The organism is Streptomyces sp. CB02959 (assembly GCF_002803155.1).
Lineage (GTDB): Bacteria > Actinomycetota > Actinomycetes > Streptomycetales > Streptomycetaceae > Streptomyces.
The window spans coordinates 254520-278983 of the sequence record NZ_NNBP01000005.1 but is presented as its reverse complement, the minus strand read 5'-3'; the positions used below and the strand labels follow the sequence as shown (position 1 = coordinate 278983).

The window sequence follows — 24464 nt, the reverse complement described above, 5'->3', positions numbered from 1 at the left end:
GCGGCGTCCGGGGTCGGCCGGGCTTCTAAGCTTTCGGCGGGGCCGCACCCCTGCCCGTACCGCCGTGAAGGAGAAACACCGTGCTCGTGTTGTTGCCGCCGTCCGAGGGGAAGTCCGCGGGAGGGAGCGGGAAGCCGCTGGATCTGGGGGCGCTGTCGCTGCCGGGGCTGACCGCGGCGCGGACGGAGGTCCTGGAGGAGCTGGTCGGGCTGTGCGCGGCCGATGCGGCGAAGGCCCAGGAGGTGCTGGGGCTGAGCGAGGGCCTGAAGGGCGAGGTCGCCAAGAACGCGGGGCTGCGCACCGCGGCCACCCGGCCGGCCGGGGAGATCTACACCGGGGTGCTGTACGACGCCCTGGGGCTGGCCTCCCTGGACGCGGCGGCGCGGAAGCGGGCGCAGCGGTCGCTGCTGGTGTTCTCGGGGTTGTGGGGCGCCGTGCGGATCGGTGACCGGATTCCGTCCTACCGCTGCTCGATGGGGGTGAAGCTGCCGGGGCTGGGCGCCCTGGGGGCGTACTGGCGGGGGCCGATGGCGGAGGTGCTGCCGGCGGCGGCCGGGGACGGCCTGGTGCTGGATCTGCGGTCGGCGGCGTACGCCACGGCGTGGAAGCCCAAGGGGGAGGTGGCCGGGCGGACCGCGACGGTGCGGGTGCTCCAGTCGAAGATCGTGAACGGGGTCGAGAAGCGGTCGGTGGTCAGCCACTTCAACAAGGCGACCAAGGGGCGGCTGGTCCGGGACCTGCTGGTGGCGGGGCTCGAACCGGCGGACCCGGCGGAGCTGGTGGCGGCGCTGCGCGGGCTGGGGTACGTGGTGGAGGCGCTGGCCCCGGCGAAGGGTGGCAAGCCGTGGGGGCTGGATGTGATCGTCACGGAGTTGTGAGGGGCGACGGGGTGCCGGTGCCCGCCCGGAGGCCGGCGGGCCGCCGCACCCTCCCTCATGTTGCAACATGTGCAACGCTCGTTGCGGAGGGTGTGAAGCCGGCACAGTATGGGCGGCGTGACTGACGCCGCCGCCTCGCCCGCGCCCCCCGCCGTCCTCGGCCTCGCCCCCGTCCTTCCGGTCGTGGTCCTCCAGGACGCCGCGGATGCCGTACCGCTCGCCCGCGCGCTGGTCGCCGGCGGGCTGCCGGCGATCGAGGTCACCCTGCGCACGCCCGCCGCGCTGGACGCGATCCGGGCCGTCGCCGAGGAGGTCCCGGAGGCGGTGGTCGGCGCCGGGACCCTGCTGAATCCGGCGCACGTCGCGGCGGCCGGGGCGGCCGGGGCGCGGTTCCTGGTGAGTCCGGGCTGGTCGCCGCGGCTGCTGGGTGCGCTGCGGGACTCCGGGCTGCCGTTCCTGCCGGGCGTCTCGACGGCCTCGGAGGTGGTGAGCCTGCTGGACCAGGGCCTCACCGAGATGAAGTTCTTCCCGGCGGAGGCGGCGGGCGGTACCGCCTATCTCAGGTCGCTGGCCGCTCCGCTGCCGCAGGCCCGCTTCTGTCCGACCGGCGGGATCGGCCTGGCGTCGGCCCCCTCGTATCTGGCGCTGCCCAACGTCGGCTGTGTCGGCGGCACCTGGATGCTGCCGGGTGACGCGCTGGCCGCCAAGGACTGGGCGCGGGTCGAGCGGCTGGCCCGGGAGGCGGCGGCGCTGGGCGGCTGACCTGCTTCGCGGACGGCGCACGGGGGTCGGGGCACCGGCCCCGGCAGTCGCGCAACGGCCCGGCACACCGTGGTGGTGTGCCGGGCCGGGCGCGACGCGGGGTTCCGCGGGACCGCTACCGCAGGTGCGACGTGTCGTTCAGCAGCCGCAGGGAGGCGTTGCCGTCGGAGTAGTACGCGACCGCGGAGAGGGACGCCGCGGAGAGCTCCATGCGGAACAGGGACTCCGGTGGGGCACCGAGGGCCAGCCGCACCAGGGTCTTGATCGGGGTGACGTGGGTGACCAGGAGGACGGTCTTGCCGGCGTAACGGGCGATCAGCTTGTCGCGGGTGACGGCGATCCGGCGGGCGACCGTCGCGAAGGACTCACCGCCGCCGGTGGGCGCCGCCTTGGCCGAGCCGAGCCAGGCGTCCAGGTCGTCGGGGTAGCGCTCGCGGACCTCGGCGAAGGTCAGCCCCTCCCAGGCGCCGAAGTCGGTCTCGCGGAGCCCGTCCTCGATGCGGACGTCGACGCCGAGCCGGGCGGCGACCGCTCCGGCGGTCTCCTGGCAGCGGCGCAGCGGCGAGCTGACCACGGCCTGGACGGTGCCGCGGGCGGCCAGCGCGGCGGCGGTCGCCTCGGCCTGGCGGCGGCCGACCGCGGAGAGTTCGGGGTCGGTGCCGCCGCTGCCGGAGAAGCGCTTCTGGGGCGTCAGGGCGGTCTCGCCGTGCCGGAGCAGGACGAAGGTCGCCGGGGTGCCGAGGTCGGGCGAGCCCCAGCCGACCGGTGGGGCGGCGGGCGCGGCGTCCGCGACCTCCGCCGCTTCGGCGGCCGCGTCGGCGGCCCGGGCCGCGGCGCTGCGGGCGGGCGCCGCGTCGGCCGGGGCGGCGAGCGCCGCCCGGGAGTCGCGCGGCTCCCACTGCTTGCCGTTCTTGCCCGCGTCCATCGCCTCGTTGGCGAGCCGGTCGGCGTGCTTGTTCCGGGCGCGCGGGATCCACTCGTAGGTGACCCGGGCGGGCGGGAGGATCGCCGCGGCCTCGGCGGCGAGCGGCTTCATGTCCGGGTGCTTGATCTTCCAGCGGCCGGACATCTGCTCGACGACGAGCTTGGAGTCCATCCGGACGTGGACAGTGGCCTCCGGGTCCAGGTCCCGCGCGGCGCGCAGCCCGGCCAGCAGGCCCTTGTACTCGGCGACGTTGTTGGTCGCCGTCCCGATGAACTCGGCGGCCTCGGCCAGCGCCTCGCCGGTCGCCGGGTCGAGGACCACCGCGCCGTAGCCGGCCGGCCCCGGGTTGCCCCGGGACCCGCCGTCCGCCTCGACGATCAGCTCACGCGCCACGGCCTACAGCCCCGAGTCGGGCGTGCGCACCAGGATGCGGCTGCAGTTCTCGCACCGGACGACGGTGTCGGCGGCGGCCGCACGCACCTCGTTCATCTCGGTGATGTCCAGCTCCAGCCGGCAGCCCTCGCAGCGGCGCTGGTAGAGGCGGGCGGCGCCGATGCCGCCCTGCTTGGTGCGGATGCGGTCGTAGAGGGTGACCAGTGCCTCGGGGATGTCGGCGACGGTGAGTTCGCGCTCCTTGGCGACCGTGGCCACCTCGGCGTCGATCTCGGCGTGCGCGGCGTCCCGGCGGGCGGTGGCGTCATCGGCCTTGGCCTGGATGGCGGCGAGCCGGTCGGTCAGCTCGCGGACCCGCTCCTGGGTGGCCTCGCGGCGCTCCATGACCTCCAGGACGACGTCCTCCAGGTCGGCCTGGCGCTTGGCCAGCGAGGTGAGTTCGCGCTGGAGGTTCTCCAGGTCCTTGGGGGAGCTCACGGCGCCGGAGTCGAGACGCTTCTGGTCGCGGGCGGCGCGCTGGCGGACCTGGTCGACGTCCTGCTCCGCCTTGGTCTGCTCGCGGCTGGTGTCGCTCTCCTCGGTCTGCGCGGCGACGAGCAGGTCGCGCTGCTGGGTGAGGTCGGACTCCAGGGTCGTCAGCTCGGCCAGTTCGGGGAGGTTCTTGCGCCGGTGCGCGAGCTGGGTGAGCCGGACGTCGAGGTTCTGGACGTCCAGGAGGCGGATCTGGTCGGCGGGCGCGGCGTTCAGCGGGGGGCTCCTGTGGTGTGCGGGTTTTCCGGGGGACTGGTGAGCTGGGTGGACGCCGCGTGGGCGGTCCAGGGGTCGGTGACCGTGCGGGAGACGTGCGTGCGCAGTCCCCAGCCGTGCCGGTCGGAGACCGCGTCGAGTTGGGCCGCGGCCTGCTCGCACCACGGCCACTCGGTGGCCCAGTGGGCCGCGTCCAGCAGCGCCAGCGGGCCGTTCCGTTTGGTGGTCTGGGTGGCCTCGGAGGCCGGGTGGTGGCGCAGGTCGGCGGTGAGGAACGCGTCCACGCCGGCCGCCCGTACGTCGTCGAAGAGGCTGTCGCCGGAGCCGCCGGAGACCGCCAGGGTGCGGATCTCGCGGTCCGGGTCGCCGGCCGCCCGGATGCCCTGCGCGGTGGCGGGCAGGTGGGCGGCGGCGTACGCGGTCAGCTCGGTCAGCGTCATCGGGTGCGGGAGTTCGCAGATCCGGCCCAGGCCGCGGCGGCCGGCCGGATCGCTCGGGTCCGGCACCAGGGGGCCGAGGATCCGCAGGTCCAGTGCGCCGGCGAGGGCGTCGGAGACGCCGGGGTCGGCGGTGTCGGCGTTGGTGTGCGCGACGTGCAGGGCGATGTCGTGCTTGATGAGGGTGTGCACCACCTTGCCCTTGAAGGTGGAGGCCGCGACCGTGGTCGTGCCGCGCAGGTAGAGCGGGTGGTGGGTGACCAGCAGGTCGGCGCCGAGCCGCACGGCCTCGTCGGCGATCTCCTGGACCGGGTCGACGGCGAACAGCACCCGGTGGACCTCGGCGTCGGGGTCTCCGCAGACGGTACCGACCGCGTCCCATCCTTCGGCCCGCTCGGGGGGCCAGAGGACGTCGAGCGCGGCGAGGACTTCAGACAGTGCGGGCACGGGGGGAAGGTTACCTCTCCCCCGCGCCCGCGCGCCGGGCCGCGGTCCGCACGGGAACCGCGGGCCCGCAGGGGCAGCGGGGTTCCGGCCACCGGCCCCGACCGCCGCGGCAACCGCGTGCACGCGGGCCGCTACTTCACGAGGAAGCCGCGCAGGTCGTCCAGGACGCTGTCGGCCGCGGTGACGCCGAGGCCGAGGTACCAGGTCTCGTCCTTCACGTTCCGGGCGTGGCCGTCCTTGACCGCCTTGAGGTTCTTCCACAGCGGGTTCTGCTCGGCGGTGTCGCGCTTGGTGGACTTGGGGTCGCCGTAGACGCCGGTGAAGATCCAGTCGGCGTCGGCCTGGTTGATGTTCTCCGGGCTGACCTCGGTGGCGAGGTCGTCGACCTGCTGGTTCTTCGGACGGGGCAGGCCGACGTCCTTCAGGATGGTGCCGATGAAGGAGCGCTGGGCGTAGAGCCGGGTGAACTGCGGCATGTAGCGCAGCATCGTCACGGTCGGCTTCTTCGGGCCGATGTCCTCGCCGAGCTTCTTCGCCTTGGCCTCGTAGGCGGCCAGTTCGGTCCTGGCCTGCGCGGTCTTGTCCAGGGCGGCGGCGTTGAGCAGGTAGTTCTGCTTCCAGGTGAAGCCGGGGCGGATCGAGAAGACGGTCGGCGCGATCTTGCTGAGCTGCTGGTACTGCTTCTCGGCGCGCAGCTTGCTGCCCAGGATGAGGTCGGGCTTGAGGGCGTTGACGGCCTCCAGGTTGAGGCCGTTGATGGTGCCGACGCTCTTGGGGTGGCCGGCCTTCTCGGCGAGGTAGTCGGGGAGGGCGGCGTCGCCCTCGGTGGGCGCGTAGCCGACCGGCTTGATGCCGAGCGAGACGACGTTGTCGAGCTCGCCGACGTCGAGGACGACCACGCGCTTGGGCGCGGCGGGGAGGGTGGCGGTGCCCATGGCGTGCCGGACGGTGCGCGGGAACTGGCCCGGCTTGGCGTCGGTGCCCATCTTCGCGGTCTCGTCGGCGGCCTTGCCGAAGTCCTTGCCGCCCTGGGCCACGGACTTCGAACCGGCGCCGCGGTCGCTGCCGCCGTCCGCGCCGGACGAACCGCAGCCGGCGAGGGCGAGGGCGCCGGCGGTGGCGAGGGCTAGGGCGGCGCCGCGGCGGCGAAGGGGCATCAGGTCACTCCAGGTCGTATGCAGGCACCACGGGCATACGGGGAGATGCCCGGCCGCCCGACGGCAACTTAGGTCCGCCTAACTTTAAGCATCCTTGAATCTCGAAGCACACCCACCCCTCCCAGCACCGGCGAACCGGACAACAGCCACCCTTATGCGTGAAGACCAGCAACTGCCGTTGATCGGCCGGAAGTGCGAAAACTAACGTCCCTCCACTGGAGGTGGCCCCGATGACGATCTGTGCCGGTCAGGACGCCGCGGCGCTCGACAGCCCGCCCCGCGCGGCGCTGACCCTCGCCGCCGACGGCTCGTACGCGGCCCGGCTCACCCGTCACGACGACGCCGCCGGAAGCTGGTACCCGGAGCGCTGGACGATCGGCGGCCCGGAGCCGTACGCGGTCCCCCTGCCGGGCAGTCAGCCCGAGGAGCCGGACAGCGCCCTGCTGCCGCTCGCGGACGGCCGGGTGGTGATCGTCCGCCGGGTCGCCGACCGGTTCACCGTCTCCCTGCTCTCCCCGACCGGGCCGGGGACCCAGGAGGTCCTGGTCGGCGCGGTGGCGGCGCGGGCACTGACACTGCTGCCGCCCGCCCCCGGCGGGCTGCTCGGCTACGCGCTGGTGCCGGGCGCCGGGAGCACCGCGGTGTGGCGGGTGCACGGCGGGGCGGCGGGGCCCGAGCGGGTCGCCGTGGTGCCGGGCGGCTGCACCGGCGGGGTCTGGCTGGACCACGGCGGGCGGCTGCTGGCGGTCGACCGGGAGTTGGACGGCCGCACCAAGACCGTGGTGGTCGACCTGGCGCGCGGCGGGGAGGTCAGCCCGCTGCTCCAGATCACCGAGGAGAGCGACGACCGGCTGGTGCTCGCCGATCCGGACAGCGGGCTGCTGCTGGTCCGGTCCGACGCCCCCGGCCATGACCGGCTGGGCTGGGGCGTCCTGGGCAGCAGCCTGCCGGTGCGCTTCCCGGAGTGCCTGCGGGTGCCCGATATGGCGGTGACGCCGTTCGCGGTCCGACCGGGGCGGACGCTGCCGCCGGAGGACTGCGCGGTGGCGTTCCGGCTCGACGGTCCGGCCGGGACCCGGCTGGGCGTGTGGCGGCCCTCGGAGCGGCGGCTGCGGCGGTTCCCGGCCCCGGAGGGCTGGTTGGCGGGCAGCGGCCGGTGGGCACCGGACGGTGAACTGCTGCTGCCGTACGCGACGGAGGCGGTGCCGTGCGGGGTGGCGCGGATGGCCATACCGCTGGAGCCGGTCGCCGGAGCCGGAGCGCGGGCGGCGACGAGGGGGGAGACCGGGACGGAGGGGGAGCCGGGGGCAGGGGAGCCGGAGGGGGGAGAGCCGGAGGCGGGGGCGGGCGTTCCGGTGGAGGCGAGCAGCCCGACGGGGGCGGGCGTTCCTGCGGAACCAGGGGTTCCGGTTGCGGTGGGCGGCGCTGCGGAGGCCGCCGTTCCGCCAGGCGGTATCGCGGAAGCAAAGGTTGCGGATGTCGCGGTTCCGCCCGATCCGGGGGCCACGGAGGGCGCGTTGATTGTCCTGGATACGGTGGAAATCGGCGTTGACTCCACAGCATCTCCACAATCGGAGCCCCCGGCCGGGGAACCACTCGACCTCTCACCGCATCCCCGGATGTGCAGGCCAGTTCCCCTGCAACAGGCACCTCTCGCGACCCAGGAGTCCCGGTGGAGCGCCGATTCCCGCCCCGTTAGTATTCCGGCGGGGGCTGTGCAGCCGGTTGACCCGGCCACCGACGGCACCGCACGGGTCACGTCCCGGCGGGAGCCGGGGGAGGTCCCGACGCGTACAGCTGCAAGCGATCTGACGGAGTGACTCTTTCATGTCCGAAGCCCGAACCGACACGACCCAGGCGCGCCCGCAGGAGGCAGCCGCCCAGGCCGCAGGCTCCGGCAGGCACCGCGGTCCGGCCGCCGCCAGCACGGAGGAGACGCAGGACGCCGCGCACGGCCGGCACCGCCGGGAACACCAGGTCCCGACCGCCTGAGCGGACCGGACAGCGCAGGCCGTGGCCGCCACCCGCACCCGCGGGCGGCGGCCACGGCCGTTGTGCGCCCCGCCCCCGGCGGGCGCGGTCAGTCGTGCTTGAGGCCCAGCACCTCCGGGGCCGCGAAGGTCTCGTGCGCGGGCCGCCCGGCGTAGTACGGGGTGAGCAGACCGTCCAGCTCCTCGTAGCTGAAGACGTCCTTCGCGGTGTCGAACTTCGCGGCGATCCGCGGGCGTTCGGCGACCGCGACCATGCCGCCGTGCACGACGAGCAGCTGGCCGTTGATCCCGGCGGCGGCCGGCGAGGCGAGATAGCCGACGAGCGGCGCGACGTGCTCGGGCGCCAACGGGTCGAGCCGCCCGCCCTCCGGGACCTCGCCCCCCTGATAAGCGGGAACGGCGGCGAAGACGTCCTCGGTCATCCGGGTGCGGGCGCGCGGGCAGATGGCGTTGGCGGTCACGCCGTACTTGGCCAGCGCCAGCGCGGTGGACGTGGTGAGGCCGACGATGCCGCCCTTGGCCGCCGCGTAGTTGGGCTGGCCCGCCGAGCCGGCCAGGAACGCCTCGGAGGAGGTGTTGACGATCCGCCCGAAGACCGGGCCGCCGGCCTCCTTGGAGCGGGCCCGCCAGTACGCGGCGGCGAAGTGGGTGGTGTTGAAGTGGCCTTTGAGGTGGACCCGGATCACCGAGTCCCACTCGTCCTCGGTCATCGAGAACACCATCCGGTCGCGCAGGATGCCCGCGTTGTTGACCAGGATGTCCAGCTGTCCGTAGGTGTCGATCGCCAACTGGACGAGTGCGCCCGCCTGTTGGTGGTCGGCGACGTCGCCGGTGTGGGCGACGGCCTGGCCGCCGGCCGCGCGGATCTCCTCGGCGGCCTCCTCGGCGGGGGCGGCCGAGGCCGTGCCCGAGCCGTCCCGGCCCGGCTGGCCGAAGTCGTTCACGACGACCCGGGCGCCGAGCCGGGCGAGTTCCAGGGCCTCGGCCCGGCCCAGTCCGCGGCCGGCACCGGTGACGATCGCGGTCCGGCCCTCCAGTGGCTGTGCCATGCGTGTCCTCTCCTGTGCAGTCCCGTGCGGTCCGTCCCGGTGGCCGCCGCTCAGATCTCTATGCAGGTGCGCAGCGCGGTGCCCGAACGCATCTGGTCCAGGGCGTCGTTGATGCCGTCCAACCGGACCCGGTGGGTGATCAGCCCTTCGAGGTCGATCCGGCCGGCCCGCCACAGGGCGATGGCCCGCTCGTAGGAGCGCAGCACGTCCGCGCCCCCGTAGAGCGACGGCAGGATCCGCTTCTCGTCGAAGAACAGCTCGAACATGTTGACCTGGAAGGTGTCGTCCAGCGCGCCGGCGCCGACCACGCAGAGGGTGCCGCCGCGCCGGGTCGTCTCGTAGGCGGTGCGGGCGGTGGCGGACTTGCCGACGACCTCGAAGACGTAGTCGAAGCCCTCTCCCCCGGTGACGCGGGCCTTGGCGTCGGCGAGTTCCTCGGGGGCGACGGCCTCGGTGGCGCCGAACCGGAGGGCGGCCTCCCGGCGGGCCGCCACCGGGTCGACGGCGATGATCTGGGCCGCTCCGCAGGCCCGCGCCCCCTGGATGACGGAGATGCCCACGCCGCCGCAGCCGATCACCGCGACCGAGGACCCGGCCTCCACCTTCGCGGTGTTGAAGGCCGCGCCGAGCCCGGTGGTGACCCCGCAGCCGATCAGGGCGGCGATCTCGTAGGGGACGTCGTCCGGGATCGGGACCGCGCAGTTGGCGGCGACCACCACCTCCTCGGCGAAGGTGCCGGTCCCGGCGAAGCCGAAGACGTCGCCGCCGGGGCGCTTGAAGTTGGGGGTGCCGGCGTTCATGAAACCGGCCAGGCAGAGGTGCGTCTGCCCTCGCTTGCAGGACGGGCAGCTGCCGCAGGCGGGCAGCCAGCACATCAGTACCCGGTCGCCCGCCTTCAGGCCGGTGACCCCGTCGCCGACGTCCAGGACCTCCCCGGCCCCCTCGTGCCCGGGGACGAACGGTGCGGGCTGCGGCAGCACCCCGTTCATCGCGGAGAGGTCGGAGTGGCACAGTCCGGTCGCCCGGATCCGGATCCTGACCCGGCCCGGTCCGAACCCCACCGCCTCGACGTCGTCGAGCACCTCCAGCTTGTCCCGTCCCGTCTCGTGCTGTACGGCTGCGCGCATCCGAGCGGCTCCTCTCGTACGTACGACATTCCGGCGGGTCCGGCCGTACTCCGCCGGCCCGGACCCAGGGCGTGTCCGCCCTAGCTGTGCTCGACCACCGTGTCCGCCAACACCGGTGCGTCGTCCCGCTCGGCCGCGGTGACCGACACCCGGATGCGGCCGCCCGCGCCCTCCTCCGCCGGCTCCCGCCACAGCCGGATCCGCAGCGTCTCCCCCGGGAACACCACCCCGGCGAACCGCGTGGTGTACGACCGCACCCGCGAGACGTCCCCGCCCAGCGCGGTGTCCACCACCGCCTTGAGGGTCACGCCGTAGGAGCACAGGCCGTGCAGGATCGGCCGGTCGAAGCCGGCGAGCGCGGCGAACTCCGGGTCGGCGTGGAGCGGGTTCCAGTCGCCGGAGAGGCGGTACAGCAGCGCCTGGTCGGCGCGGACGAGGCGTTCGGTGGTCAGGTCGGGCGCCCGGTCGGGGAGTTCGCCGCGGACCGAGGGGCCCCGTTCGCCGCCGAAGCCGCCCTCACCCCGGACAAAGATCTGGGTGTCGCAGGTCCACAACGGGCCGTCGTCGTCTGCCACTTCGGAGCGCAGCACGATGACGGCCGCCTTGCCCTTGTCGTAGACGGCCGGGACGGTGGAGGTCTGGGTGGCGCGGCCGCGCACGGGGAGGGCGCGGTGCACGGTGACGGTCTGCCCGCCGTGCAGGACGGCGGCCAGGTCGACCTCGATGCCGGGGGCGGAGAGCCCGCCGGCCAGTGCCATTCCTTCCCCAAGCTCTCGGCTTCGCTCGACCAGGGGAGACCCCATCCCCGCGACGGTGGCGAAGCTGGGGAGCACGTGCAGGGCGCTCTCCAGGGTGTAGCGGAGTTCGTCGGGGTCGGTGGCGGCGTGCGGGTTCTCCGGGGTGGCGGCACCGGCGCCGATGCCGAGGTGGTAGAGCTGGACGTCCTTGTGGTCCCAGGCGAGTTCGGTGGTCCGCGGCTCGGCGGAGGTGGCCTTGGCGGCATCGATGGGCATGGAGGTGCTGCTCCTTCACCACGGTGTGAGACCCCGGCCCGACCGTCCGCACCGTCGGCCGCGCCGGGGTCGTATCGGATCGGCGGGCCCGCGCCCGTGCGTACGGTGCGCCGGCGTCCGGCACACCCGCACTTCTAGAACGCGTTCTAGCCGATGGCAGTCATGTATAGCCGATGCGGGCCACACCCGGAAGCCCCCTGACGGTATGTCAGATACGGGCGGCGACCGGGGTGGCCGCCGCGGCCGACCGCACCGGCCGGCACCCGGGGGCCCCGCCTCCCGGCCCGCCGACCCATGACATTTGTCAGGCGCGTTTCCCCACATTCGCATCTGCCGCCCCGACGGCGACTCTCCGTAATCTCTGAGACAGCCGGTGAAGACGTCACCGCGCACCGCACGACACGGACCGCAGGCGGCCGGTCGGCGACGACGGTCGGCCCGGAGAGCGGCGCCGGCACAACGGGGAGGCAGGGATGGCGGGGACCACGAGCAGGGTGCGGGCGCCCGGCGCGGCACGGGCGGCCGGGCCGGCGGGCAGCGCGGTGACGTTCACCGGCGTCACCCGGAGTTACGGCGCGGTGCGGGCCGTGGACGGGCTGGAGCTGACGATCGCCCCGGGCGAAACCGTGGCGCTGCTCGGGCGCAACGGCGCGGGCAAGTCCACCACCCTCAACATGCTGCTGGGCCTGCTGCCGCCCACCGAGGGGGAGGTCCGGCTGTTCGGCGGCACACCGGAGTCGGCCGTGCGGGCCGGCAGAGTGGGGGCGATGCTCCAGGACGGCAAGCCCGTCCCCCGGGTCACCGTCCGCGAGCTGGTCGGCTTCGTCGCCGCCACCTACCCCCGCCCGATGGACGTCGACGAGGCCCTGGCGCTGGCCGGGCTCGACGCGTTCGCCGGGCGCCGGATAGACCGCCTCTCCGGGGGCCAGGCGCAACGCGTCCGCTTCGCCGTGGCGCTCGCCGGCAACCCCGAACTCCTGGTGCTGGACGAGCCCACCGCGGCGCTGGACGTGGAGGCGCGGCGCGCCTTCTGGACCTCGATGCGCGGCTACGCCCGCCGCGGCAACACCGTGCTGTTCTCCACCCACTACCTGGAGGAGGCCGACGAGCACGCCGACCGGATCGTGGTGCTCGACCGCGGCCGGGTGGCGGCCGACGGCAGCGGTGCGGAGCTCCGGCGGCGGGCCGGCGGCGCGCTGGTCTCGCTCGACCTCGGCGGCGCGGGCAGCGCGCCGCTGGCCGGGCTGCCCGGGGTGAGCGCGGTGGAGATCCACGGCGACCGCGCCCGGCTGCGCTCCACGGACCCCGACGCCACGGTCCGCGCGCTGGCCGACCTCGATCTGATCCGCGGCCTCCAGGTCGCCCCGGCCAGCCTGGAGGACGCCTTCCTGGCCCTGACCGCCGCCACGCCCCCGGCCACCGGTACCCGCCCCGCGAAGGAGACGGTGTGATGCTCGACTACGTCCGCCTGGAAGTCCGCCGCACGCTGCGCGACAAGGGCTATGTGATCTTCGGGATCGGGATGCCGGTGCTGATGTACCTGCTGTTCACCCACGTCGGCGCCGGCGCGGGCGGGGCCGGCGCCGAGTGGAGGACCTACTCCATGGTGGGCCTGGCCGCGTACGGCGCGCTGGGTGCGGCGCTCACCCCCGGCAGCGGCGTCGCCGAGGACAAGAGCCTGGGGTGGCTGCGGCAGCTGCGGATCACCCCGTTGAGCCCGGCTCAGGTCGTGGCCGGGCGCGGGCTGACCGGTTCGGTGACGGTGCTCCCGGCCATCGGGGCGGTCCTGCTGGTCGGCGCGCTGGTCAACGGCGTGCGGATGGCCGCCTGGCAGTGGGCGGCGCTGGTCGTCCTGCTGTGGCTGGGCACCGTCCCGTTCACCCTGCTCGGCCTCGGCAACGGCTACCGCCTCTCCTCGCAGGCCACCGGCCTGGTCAACACCGGCTGCCTGCTGCTGCTCTCCCTGGTCGGCGGCCTGTGGTTCCCGGTCGAGGCGTTCCCCGGCTGGCTGCGCACGCTGTCCTCCTGGACGCCCGCCAACCGCTTCGCCGACCTCGGCCTGAGCGTCGCGCACGGCGACGCACCGGGACTGACGACGGTGGCGGTACTGGCCGCCTGGCTGGCACTCTTCGGCGGTTACGCGGTGTACGCGTACCGCAGGGCGGCACGGACGCTGTGACCGGCGGTACGACGGACGGCGGGCACGTTCCCGCCGGGCGGCACGAGCGGCGGAGCACACGGCATGAGGCAAGGAACGACATGCGACTGGGACAACCGCGGCAGGACGGGTGCGAAGGCCCCGACGGCGGAGCGGAACGGCACTCCTGCGGGCCGGCGCGGCCCGCCGAACGGGAGGAGAAGGGCCCCGGCCGGTACGCCTTCCTGCCCTGGCTGCTGATGGGGATGGGCGCGTTCTCCAACATCATCGAGGGCAAGTCCGGCAACCCCTGGCTGGCCGGCGTCGGCCTCCTCGCCTTCAACTCCCTCTATGTGAGCGTCGTCTTCACCGCCTTCAGCCCCCGGCGGCGCGACACCCGCTACCCGCTCTACGCACTGGCCGCGCTGACCGCCGTGACCTTCGCCATCGCGCTCGGCTTCGGCGGCGAGTGGTTCCTGTTCTTCCCGCTGCTGTCGCTGGCCTCGGGCACCGTGCGGGCGCTGCGCGGCAAGGCGCTCGGAATCTGGCTGATCGCGCTCAGCGGTACGGCCGGGTTCCTGACCGGCTGGTGGGACAACGACGCCTGGAACTCGTTCAGCATCGGCTACGGCACGTTCCTGTCCGGGATGGTGACGGCCACCGTCCTCAGCCTCTTCGACACCATCCACGAACTTCGGGCCACCCGCCAGGAGTTGGCCCGCAGCGCCGTGGAGAAGGAGCGGCTGCGGTTCTCCCGCGACCTGCACGACCTGCTGGGCCACACGCTGTCCGTGGTGGTGGTGAAGGCCGAGGCGGTCCGCCGGCTGGCGCCCCGCAACCTCGACGCGGCACTGACCCAGGCCGCCGACATCGAGGCGGTGGGCCGGCAGGCCCTGACCGAGATACGGGAGGCGGTCAGCGGCTACCGCGAGGGCAGCCTGGCGACCGAACTGGACCGGGCCCGTTCCGCGCTGGACGGCGCCGGGATCGAGGCGGTGGTGCGGCGCGCCGGGCCACCGCTGCCACCGCAGGCCGAGGCGCTGCTGGGCTGGGTGGTCCGCGAGGGCGTCACCAACACCGTCCGGCACAGCGGCGCCACCCGCTGCGAGATCGACGTGCACGCGGACGACGACCGGGTGCGGCTGACGATCACGGACGACGGGCACGGTCCCGTAAGCTCCGGTGCGTCCGAGGCGGGCGGGACCACCGCGCCGCCCGGCGCCGTCCCCGGTCCGGTGGGCGGTACGGGCCTGACAGGGCTGACCGAGCGACTGGCCGCGGCGGGCGGCACACTGCGCAGCGGCCCCGACGGCCGGCGTGGCTTCCGCGTCACCGCCGAACTTCCGGTGGGCGCGGGCGATCTGGCGGATACGGAGGAGTGGGCCGGGTGATCAGGCTCCTGCTGGCCGAAGACCAGCGGATGATGATGGGCGCGCTGGCGCTGCTGCTCGACCTTGAGGACGACATGGAGGTGGTGGCCCAGGTCCCGGCGGGTGATCAGATCGTCGACGCGGCGCTGGAGACCCGTCCGGACGTCGCGCTCCTGGACATCGAACTCCCCGGCCGCAGCGGCCTGGACGCCGCCGCCGACCTGCGCGACCAGCTGCCGTCGTGCAAGGTGCTGATCGTGACGACGTTCGGTCGGCCCGGCTACCTGCGCCGCGCCATGGAGGCCGGGGCGTCCGGCTTCCTGGTGAAGGACGGCCCGGTGGAGGACCTGGCGGCGGCGATCCGCCGGGTGCTGGCCGGTGAGCGGGTGATCGACCCCGGCCTGGCCGCCGCGGCCCTGAGCGCCGGACCCAACCCGCTGACCCCGCGCGAACGCGACGTCCTCACCGCCGCCGTGGACGGCGCAACGGTCGCCGACATGGCCGCCAAGCTGCACCTCTCGCAGGCCACGGTCCGCAACTACCTCTCGGCCGCCATCGGCAAGACCGGCACCCGCAACCGCATGGAGGCGGTCCGCGCGGCCCGGCGCAACGGCTGGCTGTAGCGGCGGGGGCGCCGGGCCGGGCCGCGGGCCGGCCGGTGTTCAGCCGTGGGCGACGTCCGTCCGCCGGCGCGGCAGGGCCAGCAGCATCAGCACGATGCTGACGCTCAGCGCCACCGCGCCGACCGCGAAGGCCGTGCCGTAGCCGTCGGCCAGGGCCGCCCGGCCGTGCCCCGCGGCGACCCGCGAGGCCGCGACGGTGGAGAGCACCGACAGGCCCAGCGCGCCGCCCATCTGGCGCGAGGTGTTGATCAGGCCGGAGACCAGGCCCTGGTCGGCCGGGTCGGCACCGGAGGTGGCGATGGCGGCGACCGGCGTCGCGGTCAGTCCGGCGCCCAGCGCCATCAGGATGCCGGGGCCGAGGATCGTCCCGAGGTACGTCCCGTCCACAGTCAGCGTGCTCTGCCACACCATCCCGGCCAGCGAGATCACCGCGCCACAGATCGCCAGCGTCTTGGCTCCGAGGCGGTTCATCAGCCGGGGCGCGGCCTTCGAGCCCAGCACGATGCACAGCGAGTGCGGGAGGAAGGAGAGTCCGGCCCACAGGGGCTGGTAGGAGAGGACGTTCTGCATGTAGAGCGACAGGAAGTACCACATGGAGAACATCGCGGCGCCGGACAGCACCATCGCCGCGTTCGCCGAGGAGACCGACCGCAGCCGGAACAGCCCCAGCGGCATCAGCGGCGCCTTGGTGCGCGCCTCCACGGCGACGAAGACCGCGACCACCATCAGCCCGGCCGCCAGCGGAAGCAGGGCGGTCGCCGACCCCCAGCCGTGCGTCTCGGTCTGCACGATGCCGTACGCCACCAGGCCGAGCCCGCCGGTCACCAGCAGCGCACCGGGCACGTCCAGCCGCCGCGCCGCGCCCTGCCGGCTCTCGGCGAGCCACAGCGCCGCGCCGGTCAGCACCGCCGCCCCCACCGGCACGTTGATCAGCAACACCCAGCGCCACGACAGGTATTCGGTGAGCACCCCGCCGACCAGGCCACCCACCGCGCCGCCGCCCGCGCCGACCGCCGTCCAGGTCGCGATGGCCCGCGTACGGGCCGGACCGGCCGGGAACGACGTGGTCAGGATGGTGAGCGTGGCCGGGGAGAGCACCGCGGCCCCCACGCCCTGGATGGTGCGCGCGGCGATCAACTGCCAGGGCTGCTGGGCGAGCCCGCCGGCCGCGCTCGCGACGGTGAACAGCGCCAGCCCGACGACGAAGATCCGCTTGCGGCCGAAGATGTCGGCGGCTCTGCCGCCGAGCAGCATGAAGCCGGCGAAGGTGATCACGTAGGCGTTGACGATCCACTGCAGGCCCAGCTCGGACAGACCCAACCCGGAGCGCATGGCGGGCAGTGCCACGTTCACGACGGAGACGTCCAGCACGACCAGGAACTGTCCGGCGCAGACCAGCAGCATCACCAGCCAGGCCGGCGCGGCCGTCCGGCGCGCGGACGCGGACAGCGTGGAGGAGGTGGCTATCGGGGGCATGCGCACCATGCTCGCACCGGACGCTCGCCCACCGCATCGGGATATCGGTGCATCTGACAACCTCTCGGGTCCTAGGCCCGGGGACGTAGGGCGAGAGGCGTAGGGCGGGGCAGGATCGGCGGGGAAATCTCTCGGCGCCGGTCGCGCTCGGCGATGTTCCCGGCGCGTGTCCAGGGTAGTGCCGAGGTGGTCAGCCGACGGGTGGTCAGCCGATGGGGTTGACGAAGGTGCCCGGGTGGGTGGCGGCGCGCTGGTCGACGAGGGTGCCCCAGGGCCAGGCGATGGTGATCGACTTGGTCTCGTTGGGCGGGGTGATCTGCGCCCAGGCCGGCTGGTAGAAGCCCTCGTTCTCCTCGGTCATGGCGAGGTTGATCGTGAAGTCGGTGCTGTCGCCGGGACCCAGGGTGATCGAGCCGTGCTTGGCCGAGGAGCGGGCCAGCGACCAGCGCTCGCCCCCGTTCTCGGACGTCAGGTCCACGCCCGGGAAACCACCGATCACGCAGGTGCGGCCGCTCTTGTTGGTCAGCACGACGCTGGTGGTCGTCGCGCCGCCCGCCTTCGGGTCCGGAGCGGCATCCCCACCGGTGGCGAACGACGCCTTCAGGCCGGAGGTGTGGCAGCGCTCGACACCCGACCCACGACCACCGGTGGCGTGCGCACCGCCCGACCGCTTGGCCTCCGCCTTCGCCTTCGCACCCGAACCCGCCCCGGTACCCGAGCCCGCCGCGTCGGCGGACGAACCGGAACCATCAGCGGACGAACCGGAATCGGAAGAGCCGGAACCGGAAGAACCGGGACCGGAGGAACCGGGAGCGTCCACGCCCGCGGCGTTCACACCGCTCGCCGTCCCGCCCGGGGCCTTCGCGCCGGTGATGTCCGCACCGGAGCAGGCGGTCAGGGTCAGACCGGCGACCGCGGTCAGGGCCGCGGCGGCGACGCGCAGGGTGCGGCGACGGGTGGTGCGAACGGCGGTGTCGGAGCTCATCTCAGGTCCCCCAGGACAGTCGGTGTCGTCGGTGCTTCCTCGGTACGACACCCACTTTGGCCGGGGTCCCTATCGCAGGGCTGCCGCGCCGCTAACAGCCGGCTAACACCGTCGTGAGCAGCGGAAAGACGCCGAGGAGGACCCGCACGGCCCCGCCGTCGCCCCCGCGCGCACCCGCCGCCCGCCGCCCGCCGCCCTCACTTCCGTAGCAGGGTGACCACCGCCGCGCCGCCCAGGCCGATGTTGTGGGCGAGGCCGACGCGGGCGCCGGGGACCTGCCGCTCGCCGGCCGCGCCGCGGAGCTGCCAGACCAGCTCGGCCGCCTGGGCCAGGCCGGTGGCGCCCAGCGGATGCCCCTTGGAGATCAGGCCGCCCGACGGGTTGACGACCCAGCGGCCGCCGTAGGTCGTGGCGCCGTCGGCGACCAGCTTCCCCGACTCACCCGCCGCGCACATGCCCAGCGCCTCGTACGTCAGCAGTTCGTTGATCGAGAAGCAGTCGTGGAGTTCGATCACGTCGACGTCCTCGATGCCCAGACCGCTCGCCTCGTAGACCTTCCGGGCCGCGGCCCGGCTCATCGGCGCGCCGACGACGTCGATGCAGGAGCCGGAGGCGAAGCTCTCCTCGGTGTCCGTGGTCATGGCCTGTCCTGCGATCTCCACCGCGCGCTCCGCCAGGCCGTGCTCGCGGACGAAGCGTTCGGAGACGACCACCGCCGCCGCGGCACCGTCGGAGGTCGGTGAGCACTGGAGCTTGGTGAGCGGGCGGTGCACGGTGCGGGCGGCGAGGATCTCCTCGACGGTGTACACGTCCTGGAACTGGGCGTTCGGATTGTGTGCGGAGTGCCGGTGGTTCTTGGCGCCGACCATGGCGAGCTGCTCGGCGGTCGTGCCGTGGCGCTCCATGTGCTCACGGGCCGCGTTGCCGAAGATCTGGGCGGTGGGCGGGGTCATCTCGAAGCCGTGCGCCGCGGCCATCACCCCGTAGTGGCGGGCGACCGGTGAGGACGCGAAGTCGCCGCCGTCCGAGCCGGCGCCCAGCGCGCCGCGCTTCATCTTCTCGAAGCCCAGTGCCAGGACGCAGTCGTTGAGGCCCGAGGCGACGAACTGGCGGGCCATCATCAGCGCGGTGGACCCGGTGGCGCAGTTGTTGTTGACGTTGTAGACGGGGACGCCGGTCAGGCCCAGTTCGTACACGGCGCGCTGGCCGGCCGTGGACGCCTGGTAGCAGTAGCCGACCGGTACCTGCTCGACGGCGTCGTAGCCGATACCGGCGTCGGCGAGCGCCGCGCCGCCCGCCTCCTTCGCCATGTCCCAGTACTGCCAGTCGCGGGTCTCCGGCTTCTCGAACCGGGTCATCCCGACGCCGATGATGTACGCCGTGCCGGCCATGCGAATCCTCCTGGGGCCAGGTGACGGGCAAATGCGGAGCGGAGGGGGAACGGGGTGGGGGAACGGAAGGTCAGATGAGGGGGCGGGGTTCCGGGTCGCGGGGCAGGCCGAGGAGCCGTTCGGCGACGACGTTCAGCTGCACCTGGGTGGTACCGCCGGCGATGGTCAGGCAGCGCGACATCAGGAAGCCGTGCAGGGCCCGTTCGCCGGGGCCCTCGCGGACCGCGCCGACCGGGCCGAGCAGTTCCAGGGCCAGGTCGGCGACCTTCTGCTGGTGTGCGGTCTGCACCAGCTTGCGGATGCTGGCACCGGCGCCCGGCTCCCGGCCCGACACCTGCTGGAGCGTGGTGCGCAGCCCGATGCAGCCGAGCGCGTGCGCCTCGGCCAGCAGCGCGCCGACCCGGGCGCGGACCGCGCCGTCCAGTTCGGCGGAGCGGCCCAGCAGCGCCTCCAGTCCGGTGTCGAAGGCCATCTGGTCGGCCATGTGGACGCGTTCGTTGCCGAGAGTGGTGCGGGCGACCCGCCAGCCGTCGTCGACCGCGCCGACCACCGCGTCCGCCGGGAGCAGCACGTCGTCGAAGTAGACCTCGTTGAAGAGGGCGTCGCCGGTGATCTCCTTCAGGGGGCGGATGTCGATCCCCGGTGTCGACATGTCGATGACGAAGAAGGTCAGGCCGCGGTGCTTGGGCGCGTCCGGGTCGGTGCGGGCGAGCAGGATGCCGTGGCCGGCCGTTCGGGCGGCCGACGTCCACACCTTCTGGCCGTTGACCCGCCAGCCGCCGTCCGCGGTGCGCTCCGCCCGGGTCCGCAGGGACGCCAGGTCGGAACCGGCCTCCGGCTCGGAGAACAGCTGGCACCACAGGAGGTCGCCGCGCAGTGTCGGCGGCAGGTACCGCTCCTGCTGCGCGGCGGTGCCGTGGGCGAGGAGCGCGGGCACCACCCAGGTGGCGATGCCCAGTTCGCTGACCCGGACTCCGGCGGCGGCCATCTCCTGCTGGATGGCGAGCTGTTCGACGGGGCCGGCGCCCAGTCCGTACGGGGCGGGCAGATGGGGTGCGGCGTACCCGGTGGGGGCCAGTGCGCGGCGGGCGGCGGCGGGGTCCAGGCCGCGCGCCAGGTCGACGGCGGTGCGGGCCCGGTCGCGGAACTCCGCTGCCTCGGCGGGCAGTTCCAGTCGGAGTGCGCGGCGGGCGCCGGCCGCGGCGTGCCGGGCGGCGTGCAGCCGGTGGGTGTCGGCGCCGCCGAGCAGTTGGCGGGCGGTGACCGCGCGGCGCAGGTGGAGGTGGGCGTCGTGTTCCCAGGTGAAGCCGATGCCGCCGAGGACCTGGATGCAGTCCTTGGCGCAGCCGGCGGCGGCGTCCAGGGCGGTCGCGGTGGCCAGGGCGGCGACCAGCCCGCGCACCTCGGACGGCGCGTCGGCGGCCCGGGCCGCGTCCCAGACCAGGGCGCGGGCCTGCTCGCAGCGGACGAGCATCTCGGCGCAGAGGTGTTTGACGCCCTGGAACTGGCCGATCGGACGGCCGAACTGCTCGCGTACCGCGGCGTGTTCGGCGGCGGTGTGCAGTGCCCAGGCGGCGGTTCCGCAGCCCTCCGCGGCGAACAGCGTCCCGGCGAGGTCGCGGACCAGGGCCCCGTCGACCGCCAGCCGCCGGTCGGCGGGGACCGCCGCGCCGTCCGCGCGGACCTCGGCGGTCGGCCGGGTCGGGTCGGCGCTGTCCTGGATGCGGACGGCGAGTGCGGCGGCGTCCACCGCCAGCCACACCGTCCCGGTGGCGGCCTCCGCGGCGAGCACGATCAGGTCGGCGTCGCCGCCGGCGAGGACGGGCGGGGCGGTGCCGTCGAGGAGGTAGCCGTCGGCCCCCTCCACCGCGGTGAGCGAGCCGCTGCCGAGGCCGACGGCGGCGATCCGCTCGCCGGTGACCAGCGCCCGTACCAGGTGCCGGGGTGCGCCGCCGCGGTGCAGCAGCGTGGCGGCGAGGACGGTGGGCAGGTACGGGCCGGGGAGCGCGGCGCGGCCGAACTCCTCCAGGACGACGGCGAGGTCGAGCAGGTCGCCGCCGCCCCCGCCGTCGGCCTCCGGGAGGTGGAGGCCGAGCAGTCCCTGTTCGGCGAGCCCGTCCCAGTGCGCGGGGCGGCCGGTCCGCGCCGGTGCGGCGTCGAGCAGTTTGCGCACGTCCTCGGGCGGTACGGCCCGCGCCGCCCAGCCACGCGCCGCCTCCGCGAGGTCACGATGGTCCTGCGTGATTCCGATGCCCATGCCCGGCAGAGTAGAACACGTTTCAATCTGACGGAAGGTCAGATGACCGTCGACTGCCCACCGCCCGGCCACCAGCCGCCAGCGGCCAGCGGCCAGCGGCCAGCGGCCAGCGGCCAGCGGCCAGCGGCCAGCGGGAAACGGTCCGGGTCCGGACCGGAAACGGTTCGGTGAATTTCGTGCGGGCCGTTCACTATTACGGCGCGGATCCGCGCGGCGGTTTATCGGCCGACCTTTCCCCGCGCGGTTTCGGGCCGCTTCCGGCATCCGTTCCGGAGTGGTTCGGCATCCGTTCCCGACGCCACCGCGAGCGGCGTTTGAACGCGTACGCGTTCCCCGCTCCTTCCCTCTCGCGTTCCCCCTCTCCTTCCCTCTCCCGTTCCACGGGTGTGGAATGCGGCGAATTCACGGATGCCGGGAACCGCCGTCCGGTAACCGGAGCGGGCGCGTCGCGAACGGAAGAGGGCGGAGCGCGAACGGGAGGGGCGGGAGCATCCCGCGGGACCGGCGCCCCGGCCGCCCCGCGGGCGCGCGGCGCGGCCCGGCGACCGCCCGGAATCCGGCCGGGAAACGGGCCATACGAACCCCCGTTCCTTTATCCCCGGGCCCGTACGGCACCATCCATAGCGCACGACCCGGACCCTGCCGGGCCGTCGACCGTCCACCGCCGCCGCACCACGGCCGCATCCACCAGGAGGAAGCCCATGACCGCCCCTACGGCCCCGACCGCACCCCGGCCGGAGATCCTCGCCGCGTTCGAGGCGGCGAAGGGTTTCATGCCGGTGGACGAGGGCCTCGCCCTGTACGCGGCGGCCGGTGAGGCGGCCGCGCTGGGGCTGCCGCTGGTGGAGATCGGCACCTACTGCGGCCGGTCCACGCTGCTGCTCGCCGAGGCGGCGCGCGCCGCCGGGGTGACGGCCGTCACCGTGGACCACCACCGGGGCAGCGAGGAGCAGCAGCCCGGCTGGGAGTACCACGATCCGGAGGTCGTCGATCCGGTCGTCGGCCGGATGGACACCCTGCCCGCCTTCCGCCGGACCCTGCACGCGGCGGGCCTGGAGGACCGGGTGATCGCACTGGTGGGCCGTTCGCCGCAGATCGCGGCCCTGTGGCAGGCGCCGGCCGGGCTGGTCTTCATCGACGGCGGGCACACCGACGAGCACGCCACCGCCGACTACGAGGGCTGGGCCCCGCATGTCGCGGACGGCGGGCTGCTGGTGATCCACGACGTCTTCCCGGACCCGGCGGACGGCGGGCAGGCCCCGTACCGGATCTACTGCCGGGCCCTGGCGTCCGGCGCGTTCACCGAGGTCGGCGCGCATCGTTCGCTGCGCGTCCTGCGGCGGACCGGGGCCGGAATCTGAGCAGGCTACGATCGCGCAGGTGTCGAACGGCAGTACTTTCCCTCCGCCCCGCCGCTCGCGCGGCATCCTGCTGATCGCGTTGGCCGTGGTGATGGCCGTCGGGGTCGGCGGCTGGCTGGTGTGGCGGTCGCCGGGTGGCGGCCCCTCCCCGGCCGGCGGCACCTCCGGCTCGTCGTCCGCGCACGGGGGCGAGGCCGGCAGCGGCGCCCCCACGGCCGGTGCGGGAAGCCCGGCCCCCGTGGGCGGGCCGCACAGCCTCCAGGGCAGAACCGTGTTGCTCGACCCCGGTCACAATCCGCGCAACCGCGACCACACCGCGCAGATCGCCCGGCTCGTGGACATCGGCAACGACCGCAAGGAGTGCGACACCACCGGCACCGCCACCGACGGCGGCTACGCCGAGGCGGAGTTCACGCTGGACGTGGCCCGGCGGGCCCGGACGCTGCTCCAGGAGGAGGGCGCCAAGGTCGTGCTCACCCAGGACGGCGACCGGGCGTACGGGCCGTGCGTGGACGGGCGGGCCGCCGCGGGGAACCGCGTGCACGCCGACGCCGCGGTCTCGGTCCACGCCGACGGGTCGGCCGCCGGCAACCGCGGCTTCCATGTCATCCTGCCGGCGCCGGTCGCCGCGGGCGCGGCGGACACCTCCCGGATCGTCGGGCCGTCGCGGAACCTGGGCGAGCGGCTCGCCGACCGTTTCGCGGCGGTGACCGGAAGTGCCCGTTCCAATTACGTCGGCCACGGAACCGGGCTGGACATCCGCTCGGATCTCGGCGGACTGAACCTCTCCACGGTGCCGAAGGTGTTCATCGAGTGCGGCAATATGCGCGATCCGAAGGACGCCGCGCAATTGACCGACGCGGAGTGGCGGGAAAAGGCGGCCCACGGGATCACGGAGGGCATTACGGACTTCTTGACGCGCTGAACGGACTTCCGGACCCGCCGAACGGACTTCCGACCGCGCCGCATCGATACCCGCGGGCGGCCCACAGGATTCGACGATAGGTTCCCTTTACGATGGGGGGCCATCGCCGTGCCTCGCACCGCGCGCCAGCGACAGCGTCGACGCCCTCACCGAGTCGACCAGGAACACGAAACCGACAAAGGACCTTTACGTGAACATCCGCTCCCTCAGTCGAGGCGACGGCGTGGTGATCGGAGCAGCGGTACTGCTGTTGATCGCCTCGTTCCTCAACCTCTCCTCGTACGGCAGCGCAAACGCCTGGCAATCGCTGGCGCTGCTGATGAGCGTCTACCTGGCCGGCGTCATCGCGGCCGCGCTGATCGTCACGGCGCGGGCCCTGCCGCAGCCGCGCAAGGTCGCCGGACTGGAGCTCGGGCAGTTCGGCGTGGCGCTGTCCGTGTTCGCCGCCTGGACCGCGTTCTGGGCGACCCTCGGCAGCGGTGGTGCGGGCGTGGGCCTGATCATCGGCCTGATCGCCGCGCTGGCGCAGGCGGGCGCCGCGGTGGCCACCCCGCTCGTCCCGGCGCTGAAGGTCGCCCTGGTCGGCGCGCCTCGCCCGCAGGCCCCCGGCCCGTACGGCGGCGGTGCCGCCGGCGGCACCCAGGGCTACGGCTACCCCGGCGCCCAGCAGCAGGGCGGCTACGGCTACCCGGGCGCCCAGCAGCAGCCCGGCGGCCCCCAGCAGCCCGGTCAGGGCTACGGCGGCCAGCAGGCCCCGGCCGGGGAGTCCGACGCCACCGTCGCCGGTGCGGCGGGCACCGGCGCGGCGGACTTCGCCCCGTTCTGGTTCGCGGTGCCGGTGGCCCGCCCGCTGTACGGCGAGGAGGGTTCGCCGTCGCCGATCGCCGAACTGGCGCCCGGCACCTGGTACCTCGCCGTCGAGCAGCGCGGCGCCGCGCTGATCGCGCAGACCCAGGACGGCCGGCGCGGCATCCTCCAGGACACCACCGGCATCCAGCGCGGCTGACGCCGCC

General features: G+C 74.1%; 22 protein-coding genes. 11 read left to right on the top strand and 11 right to left on the bottom strand.

The annotated features are described in order from the left end of the window. Positions 1-80 precede the first annotated feature (80 nt). Positions 81-878, top strand: coding sequence for a peroxide stress protein YaaA (gene yaaA / locus CG747_RS11085; RefSeq protein ID WP_100601498.1), 798 nt, complete (start codon positions 81-83; stop codon positions 876-878). A gap of 108 nt (positions 879-986) precedes the next feature. Next, positions 987-1640 (top strand): bifunctional 4-hydroxy-2-oxoglutarate aldolase/2-dehydro-3-deoxy-phosphogluconate aldolase, encoded by a 654-nt coding sequence (eda, locus tag CG747_RS11080; protein WP_100601497.1) that lies wholly within the window; start codon positions 987-989, stop codon positions 1638-1640. Positions 1641-1755: 115 nt separating this feature from the next. Here the strand turns inward: eda and CG747_RS11075 are convergent, their stop codons facing one another. The 4 genes from CG747_RS11075 to CG747_RS11060 all read right to left on the bottom strand — a co-directional run bounded on the left by CG747_RS11075 (position 1756) and on the right by CG747_RS11060 (position 5746). After that, a complete protein-coding gene (locus CG747_RS11075) occupies positions 1756-2958 on the bottom strand; it encodes a bifunctional RNase H/acid phosphatase (protein WP_100601496.1) in 1203 nt (400 codons plus the stop codon). A 3-nt stretch (positions 2959-2961) separates the two neighbouring features. Continuing rightward, entirely contained in the window at positions 2962-3705 is a 744-nt protein-coding gene (locus tag CG747_RS11070) for a zinc ribbon domain-containing protein (RefSeq protein WP_180985486.1), read from the bottom strand. Then, positions 3702-4589, bottom strand: a complete 888-nt coding sequence (locus tag CG747_RS11065; protein ID WP_100601495.1) for a Nif3-like dinuclear metal center hexameric protein — start codon at positions 4587-4589, stop codon at positions 3702-3704. The genes CG747_RS11070 and CG747_RS11065 overlap by 4 nt, the downstream gene beginning before the upstream one ends. A 131-nt stretch (positions 4590-4720) precedes the next feature. After that, the gene (locus CG747_RS11060) at positions 4721-5746 is read right to left on the bottom strand and encodes an ABC transporter substrate-binding protein (RefSeq protein WP_100601494.1); all 1026 of its coding nucleotides are present in this window, start codon (positions 5744-5746) and stop codon (positions 4721-4723) included. A gap of 230 nt (positions 5747-5976) precedes the next feature. Here CG747_RS11060 and CG747_RS50945 point away from each other — a divergent pair, with 230 nt between their 5' ends. Both CG747_RS50945 and CG747_RS47900 read left to right on the top strand, forming a co-directional pair. Beyond that, the gene (locus CG747_RS50945; protein WP_374701758.1) at positions 5977-7566 is read left to right on the top strand and encodes a hypothetical protein; all 1590 of its coding nucleotides are present in this window, start codon (positions 5977-5979) and stop codon (positions 7564-7566) included. Between the two features lie 7 nt (positions 7567-7573). Continuing rightward, entirely contained in the window at positions 7574-7738 is a 165-nt protein-coding gene (locus CG747_RS47900) for a hypothetical protein (protein ID WP_180985480.1), read from the top strand. An 88-nt stretch (positions 7739-7826) separates the two neighbouring features. On the opposite strand, the gene CG747_RS11050 is transcribed toward CG747_RS47900, so the two are convergent. The 3 genes from CG747_RS11050 to CG747_RS11040 all read right to left on the bottom strand — a co-directional run bounded on the left by CG747_RS11050 (position 7827) and on the right by CG747_RS11040 (position 10926). Beyond that, positions 7827-8786 (bottom strand): 3-oxoacyl-ACP reductase, encoded by a 960-nt coding sequence (locus CG747_RS11050; protein ID WP_100601493.1) that lies wholly within the window; start codon positions 8784-8786, stop codon positions 7827-7829. 50 nt (positions 8787-8836) lie between these two features. Further along, positions 8837-9913 carry a Zn-dependent alcohol dehydrogenase gene (locus CG747_RS11045; protein WP_100601492.1) on the bottom strand — a complete coding sequence of 359 codons (1077 nt, stop codon included), beginning with the start codon at positions 9911-9913 and terminating at the stop codon, positions 8837-8839. A gap of 80 nt (positions 9914-9993) precedes the next feature. Further along, positions 9994-10926, bottom strand: a complete 933-nt coding sequence (locus CG747_RS11040) for a MaoC/PaaZ C-terminal domain-containing protein (RefSeq protein WP_100601491.1) — start codon at positions 10924-10926, stop codon at positions 9994-9996. Between the two features lie 542 nt (positions 10927-11468). Here CG747_RS11040 and CG747_RS11035 point away from each other — a divergent pair. The 4 genes from CG747_RS11035 (at position 11469) to CG747_RS11020 (ending at position 15056) form a co-directional block, all read left to right on the top strand. Continuing rightward, complete coding sequence (locus CG747_RS11035) at positions 11469-12377, top strand: ABC transporter ATP-binding protein (protein ID WP_257980338.1); 909 nt, start codon at positions 11469-11471, stop codon at positions 12375-12377. Next, positions 12377-13105: an ABC transporter permease gene (locus CG747_RS11030; protein WP_100601489.1), complete on the top strand. Its 729-nt coding sequence runs from the start codon at positions 12377-12379 to the stop codon at positions 13103-13105. The genes CG747_RS11035 and CG747_RS11030 overlap by 1 nt, the downstream gene beginning before the upstream one ends. 80 nt (positions 13106-13185) lie before the next feature. Then, positions 13186-14454 carry a sensor histidine kinase gene (locus CG747_RS11025; protein WP_100601488.1) on the top strand — a complete coding sequence of 423 codons (1269 nt, stop codon included), beginning with the start codon at positions 13186-13188 and terminating at the stop codon, positions 14452-14454. After that, positions 14451-15056, top strand: a complete 606-nt coding sequence (locus CG747_RS11020; protein WP_100601597.1) for a response regulator transcription factor — start codon at positions 14451-14453, stop codon at positions 15054-15056. The genes CG747_RS11025 and CG747_RS11020 overlap by 4 nt, the downstream gene beginning before the upstream one ends. Before the next feature lie 39 nt (positions 15057-15095). Here CG747_RS11020 and CG747_RS11015 read toward each other — a convergent pair whose 3' ends face one another. From CG747_RS11015 to CG747_RS11000, 4 genes are all read right to left on the bottom strand, one after another. Beyond that, a complete protein-coding gene (locus CG747_RS11015; protein ID WP_180985479.1) occupies positions 15096-16541 on the bottom strand; it encodes an MFS transporter in 1446 nt (481 codons plus the stop codon). Between the two features lie 196 nt (positions 16542-16737). Then, on the bottom strand, positions 16738-17517 hold the full coding sequence (locus CG747_RS11010; protein WP_100601487.1) for a DUF4232 domain-containing protein: 780 nt from the start codon (positions 17515-17517) through the stop codon (positions 16738-16740). A gap of 197 nt (positions 17518-17714) precedes the next feature. Further along, positions 17715-18908: a lipid-transfer protein gene (locus tag CG747_RS11005; protein ID WP_100601486.1), complete on the bottom strand. Its 1194-nt coding sequence runs from the start codon at positions 18906-18908 to the stop codon at positions 17715-17717. Positions 18909-18978: 70 nt separating this feature from the next. Beyond that, positions 18979-21165, bottom strand: a complete 2187-nt coding sequence (locus CG747_RS11000) for an acyl-CoA dehydrogenase (RefSeq protein ID WP_100601595.1) — start codon at positions 21163-21165, stop codon at positions 18979-18981. 701 nt (positions 21166-21866) lie between these two features. Here CG747_RS11000 and CG747_RS10990 point away from each other — a divergent pair. From CG747_RS10990 to CG747_RS10980, 3 genes are all read left to right on the top strand, one after another. Beyond that, positions 21867-22526 carry a class I SAM-dependent methyltransferase gene (locus tag CG747_RS10990; RefSeq protein WP_100601485.1) on the top strand — a complete coding sequence of 220 codons (660 nt, stop codon included), beginning with the start codon at positions 21867-21869 and terminating at the stop codon, positions 22524-22526. A 19-nt stretch (positions 22527-22545) separates the two neighbouring features. Continuing rightward, entirely contained in the window at positions 22546-23451 is a 906-nt protein-coding gene (locus CG747_RS10985) for an N-acetylmuramoyl-L-alanine amidase (protein ID WP_100601484.1), read from the top strand. A gap of 190 nt (positions 23452-23641) precedes the next feature. Beyond that, positions 23642-24457, top strand: coding sequence for a DUF5336 domain-containing protein (locus CG747_RS10980; RefSeq protein ID WP_100601483.1), 816 nt, complete (start codon positions 23642-23644; stop codon positions 24455-24457). The last annotated feature ends 7 nt before the right edge of the window (positions 24458-24464 follow it).

Excerpts from the sequence above, each read along its gene's own strand:
- eda (WP_100601497.1), top strand. The coding sequence starts at position 987 with ATGGGCGGCGTGACTGACGCCGCCGCCTCGCCCGCGCCCCCCGCCGTC.
- CG747_RS11060 (WP_100601494.1), bottom strand. The coding sequence starts at position 5,746 with ATGCCCCTTCGCCGCCGCGGCGCCGCCCTAGCCCTCGCCACCGCCGGC.
- CG747_RS50945 (WP_374701758.1), top strand. The coding sequence starts at position 5,977 with ATGACGATCTGTGCCGGTCAGGACGCCGCGGCGCTCGACAGCCCGCCC.
- CG747_RS47900 (WP_180985480.1), top strand. The coding sequence starts at position 7,574 with ATGTCCGAAGCCCGAACCGACACGACCCAGGCGCGCCCGCAGGAGGCA.
- CG747_RS11050 (WP_100601493.1), bottom strand. The coding sequence starts at position 8,786 with ATGGCACAGCCACTGGAGGGCCGGACCGCGATCGTCACCGGTGCCGGC.
- CG747_RS11045 (WP_100601492.1), bottom strand. The coding sequence starts at position 9,913 with ATGCGCGCAGCCGTACAGCACGAGACGGGACGGGACAAGCTGGAGGTG.
- CG747_RS11040 (WP_100601491.1), bottom strand. The coding sequence starts at position 10,926 with ATGCCCATCGATGCCGCCAAGGCCACCTCCGCCGAGCCGCGGACCACC.
- CG747_RS11030 (WP_100601489.1), top strand. The coding sequence starts at position 12,377 with ATGCTCGACTACGTCCGCCTGGAAGTCCGCCGCACGCTGCGCGACAAG.
- CG747_RS11025 (WP_100601488.1), top strand. The coding sequence starts at position 13,186 with ATGCGACTGGGACAACCGCGGCAGGACGGGTGCGAAGGCCCCGACGGC.
- CG747_RS11015 (WP_180985479.1), bottom strand. The coding sequence starts at position 16,541 with ATGGTGCGCATGCCCCCGATAGCCACCTCCTCCACGCTGTCCGCGTCC.
- CG747_RS11010 (WP_100601487.1), bottom strand. The coding sequence starts at position 17,517 with ATGAGCTCCGACACCGCCGTTCGCACCACCCGTCGCCGCACCCTGCGC.
- CG747_RS11005 (WP_100601486.1), bottom strand. The coding sequence starts at position 18,908 with ATGGCCGGCACGGCGTACATCATCGGCGTCGGGATGACCCGGTTCGAG.
- CG747_RS11000 (WP_100601595.1), bottom strand. The coding sequence starts at position 21,165 with ATGGGCATCGGAATCACGCAGGACCATCGTGACCTCGCGGAGGCGGCG.
- CG747_RS10990 (WP_100601485.1), top strand. The coding sequence starts at position 21,867 with ATGACCGCCCCTACGGCCCCGACCGCACCCCGGCCGGAGATCCTCGCC.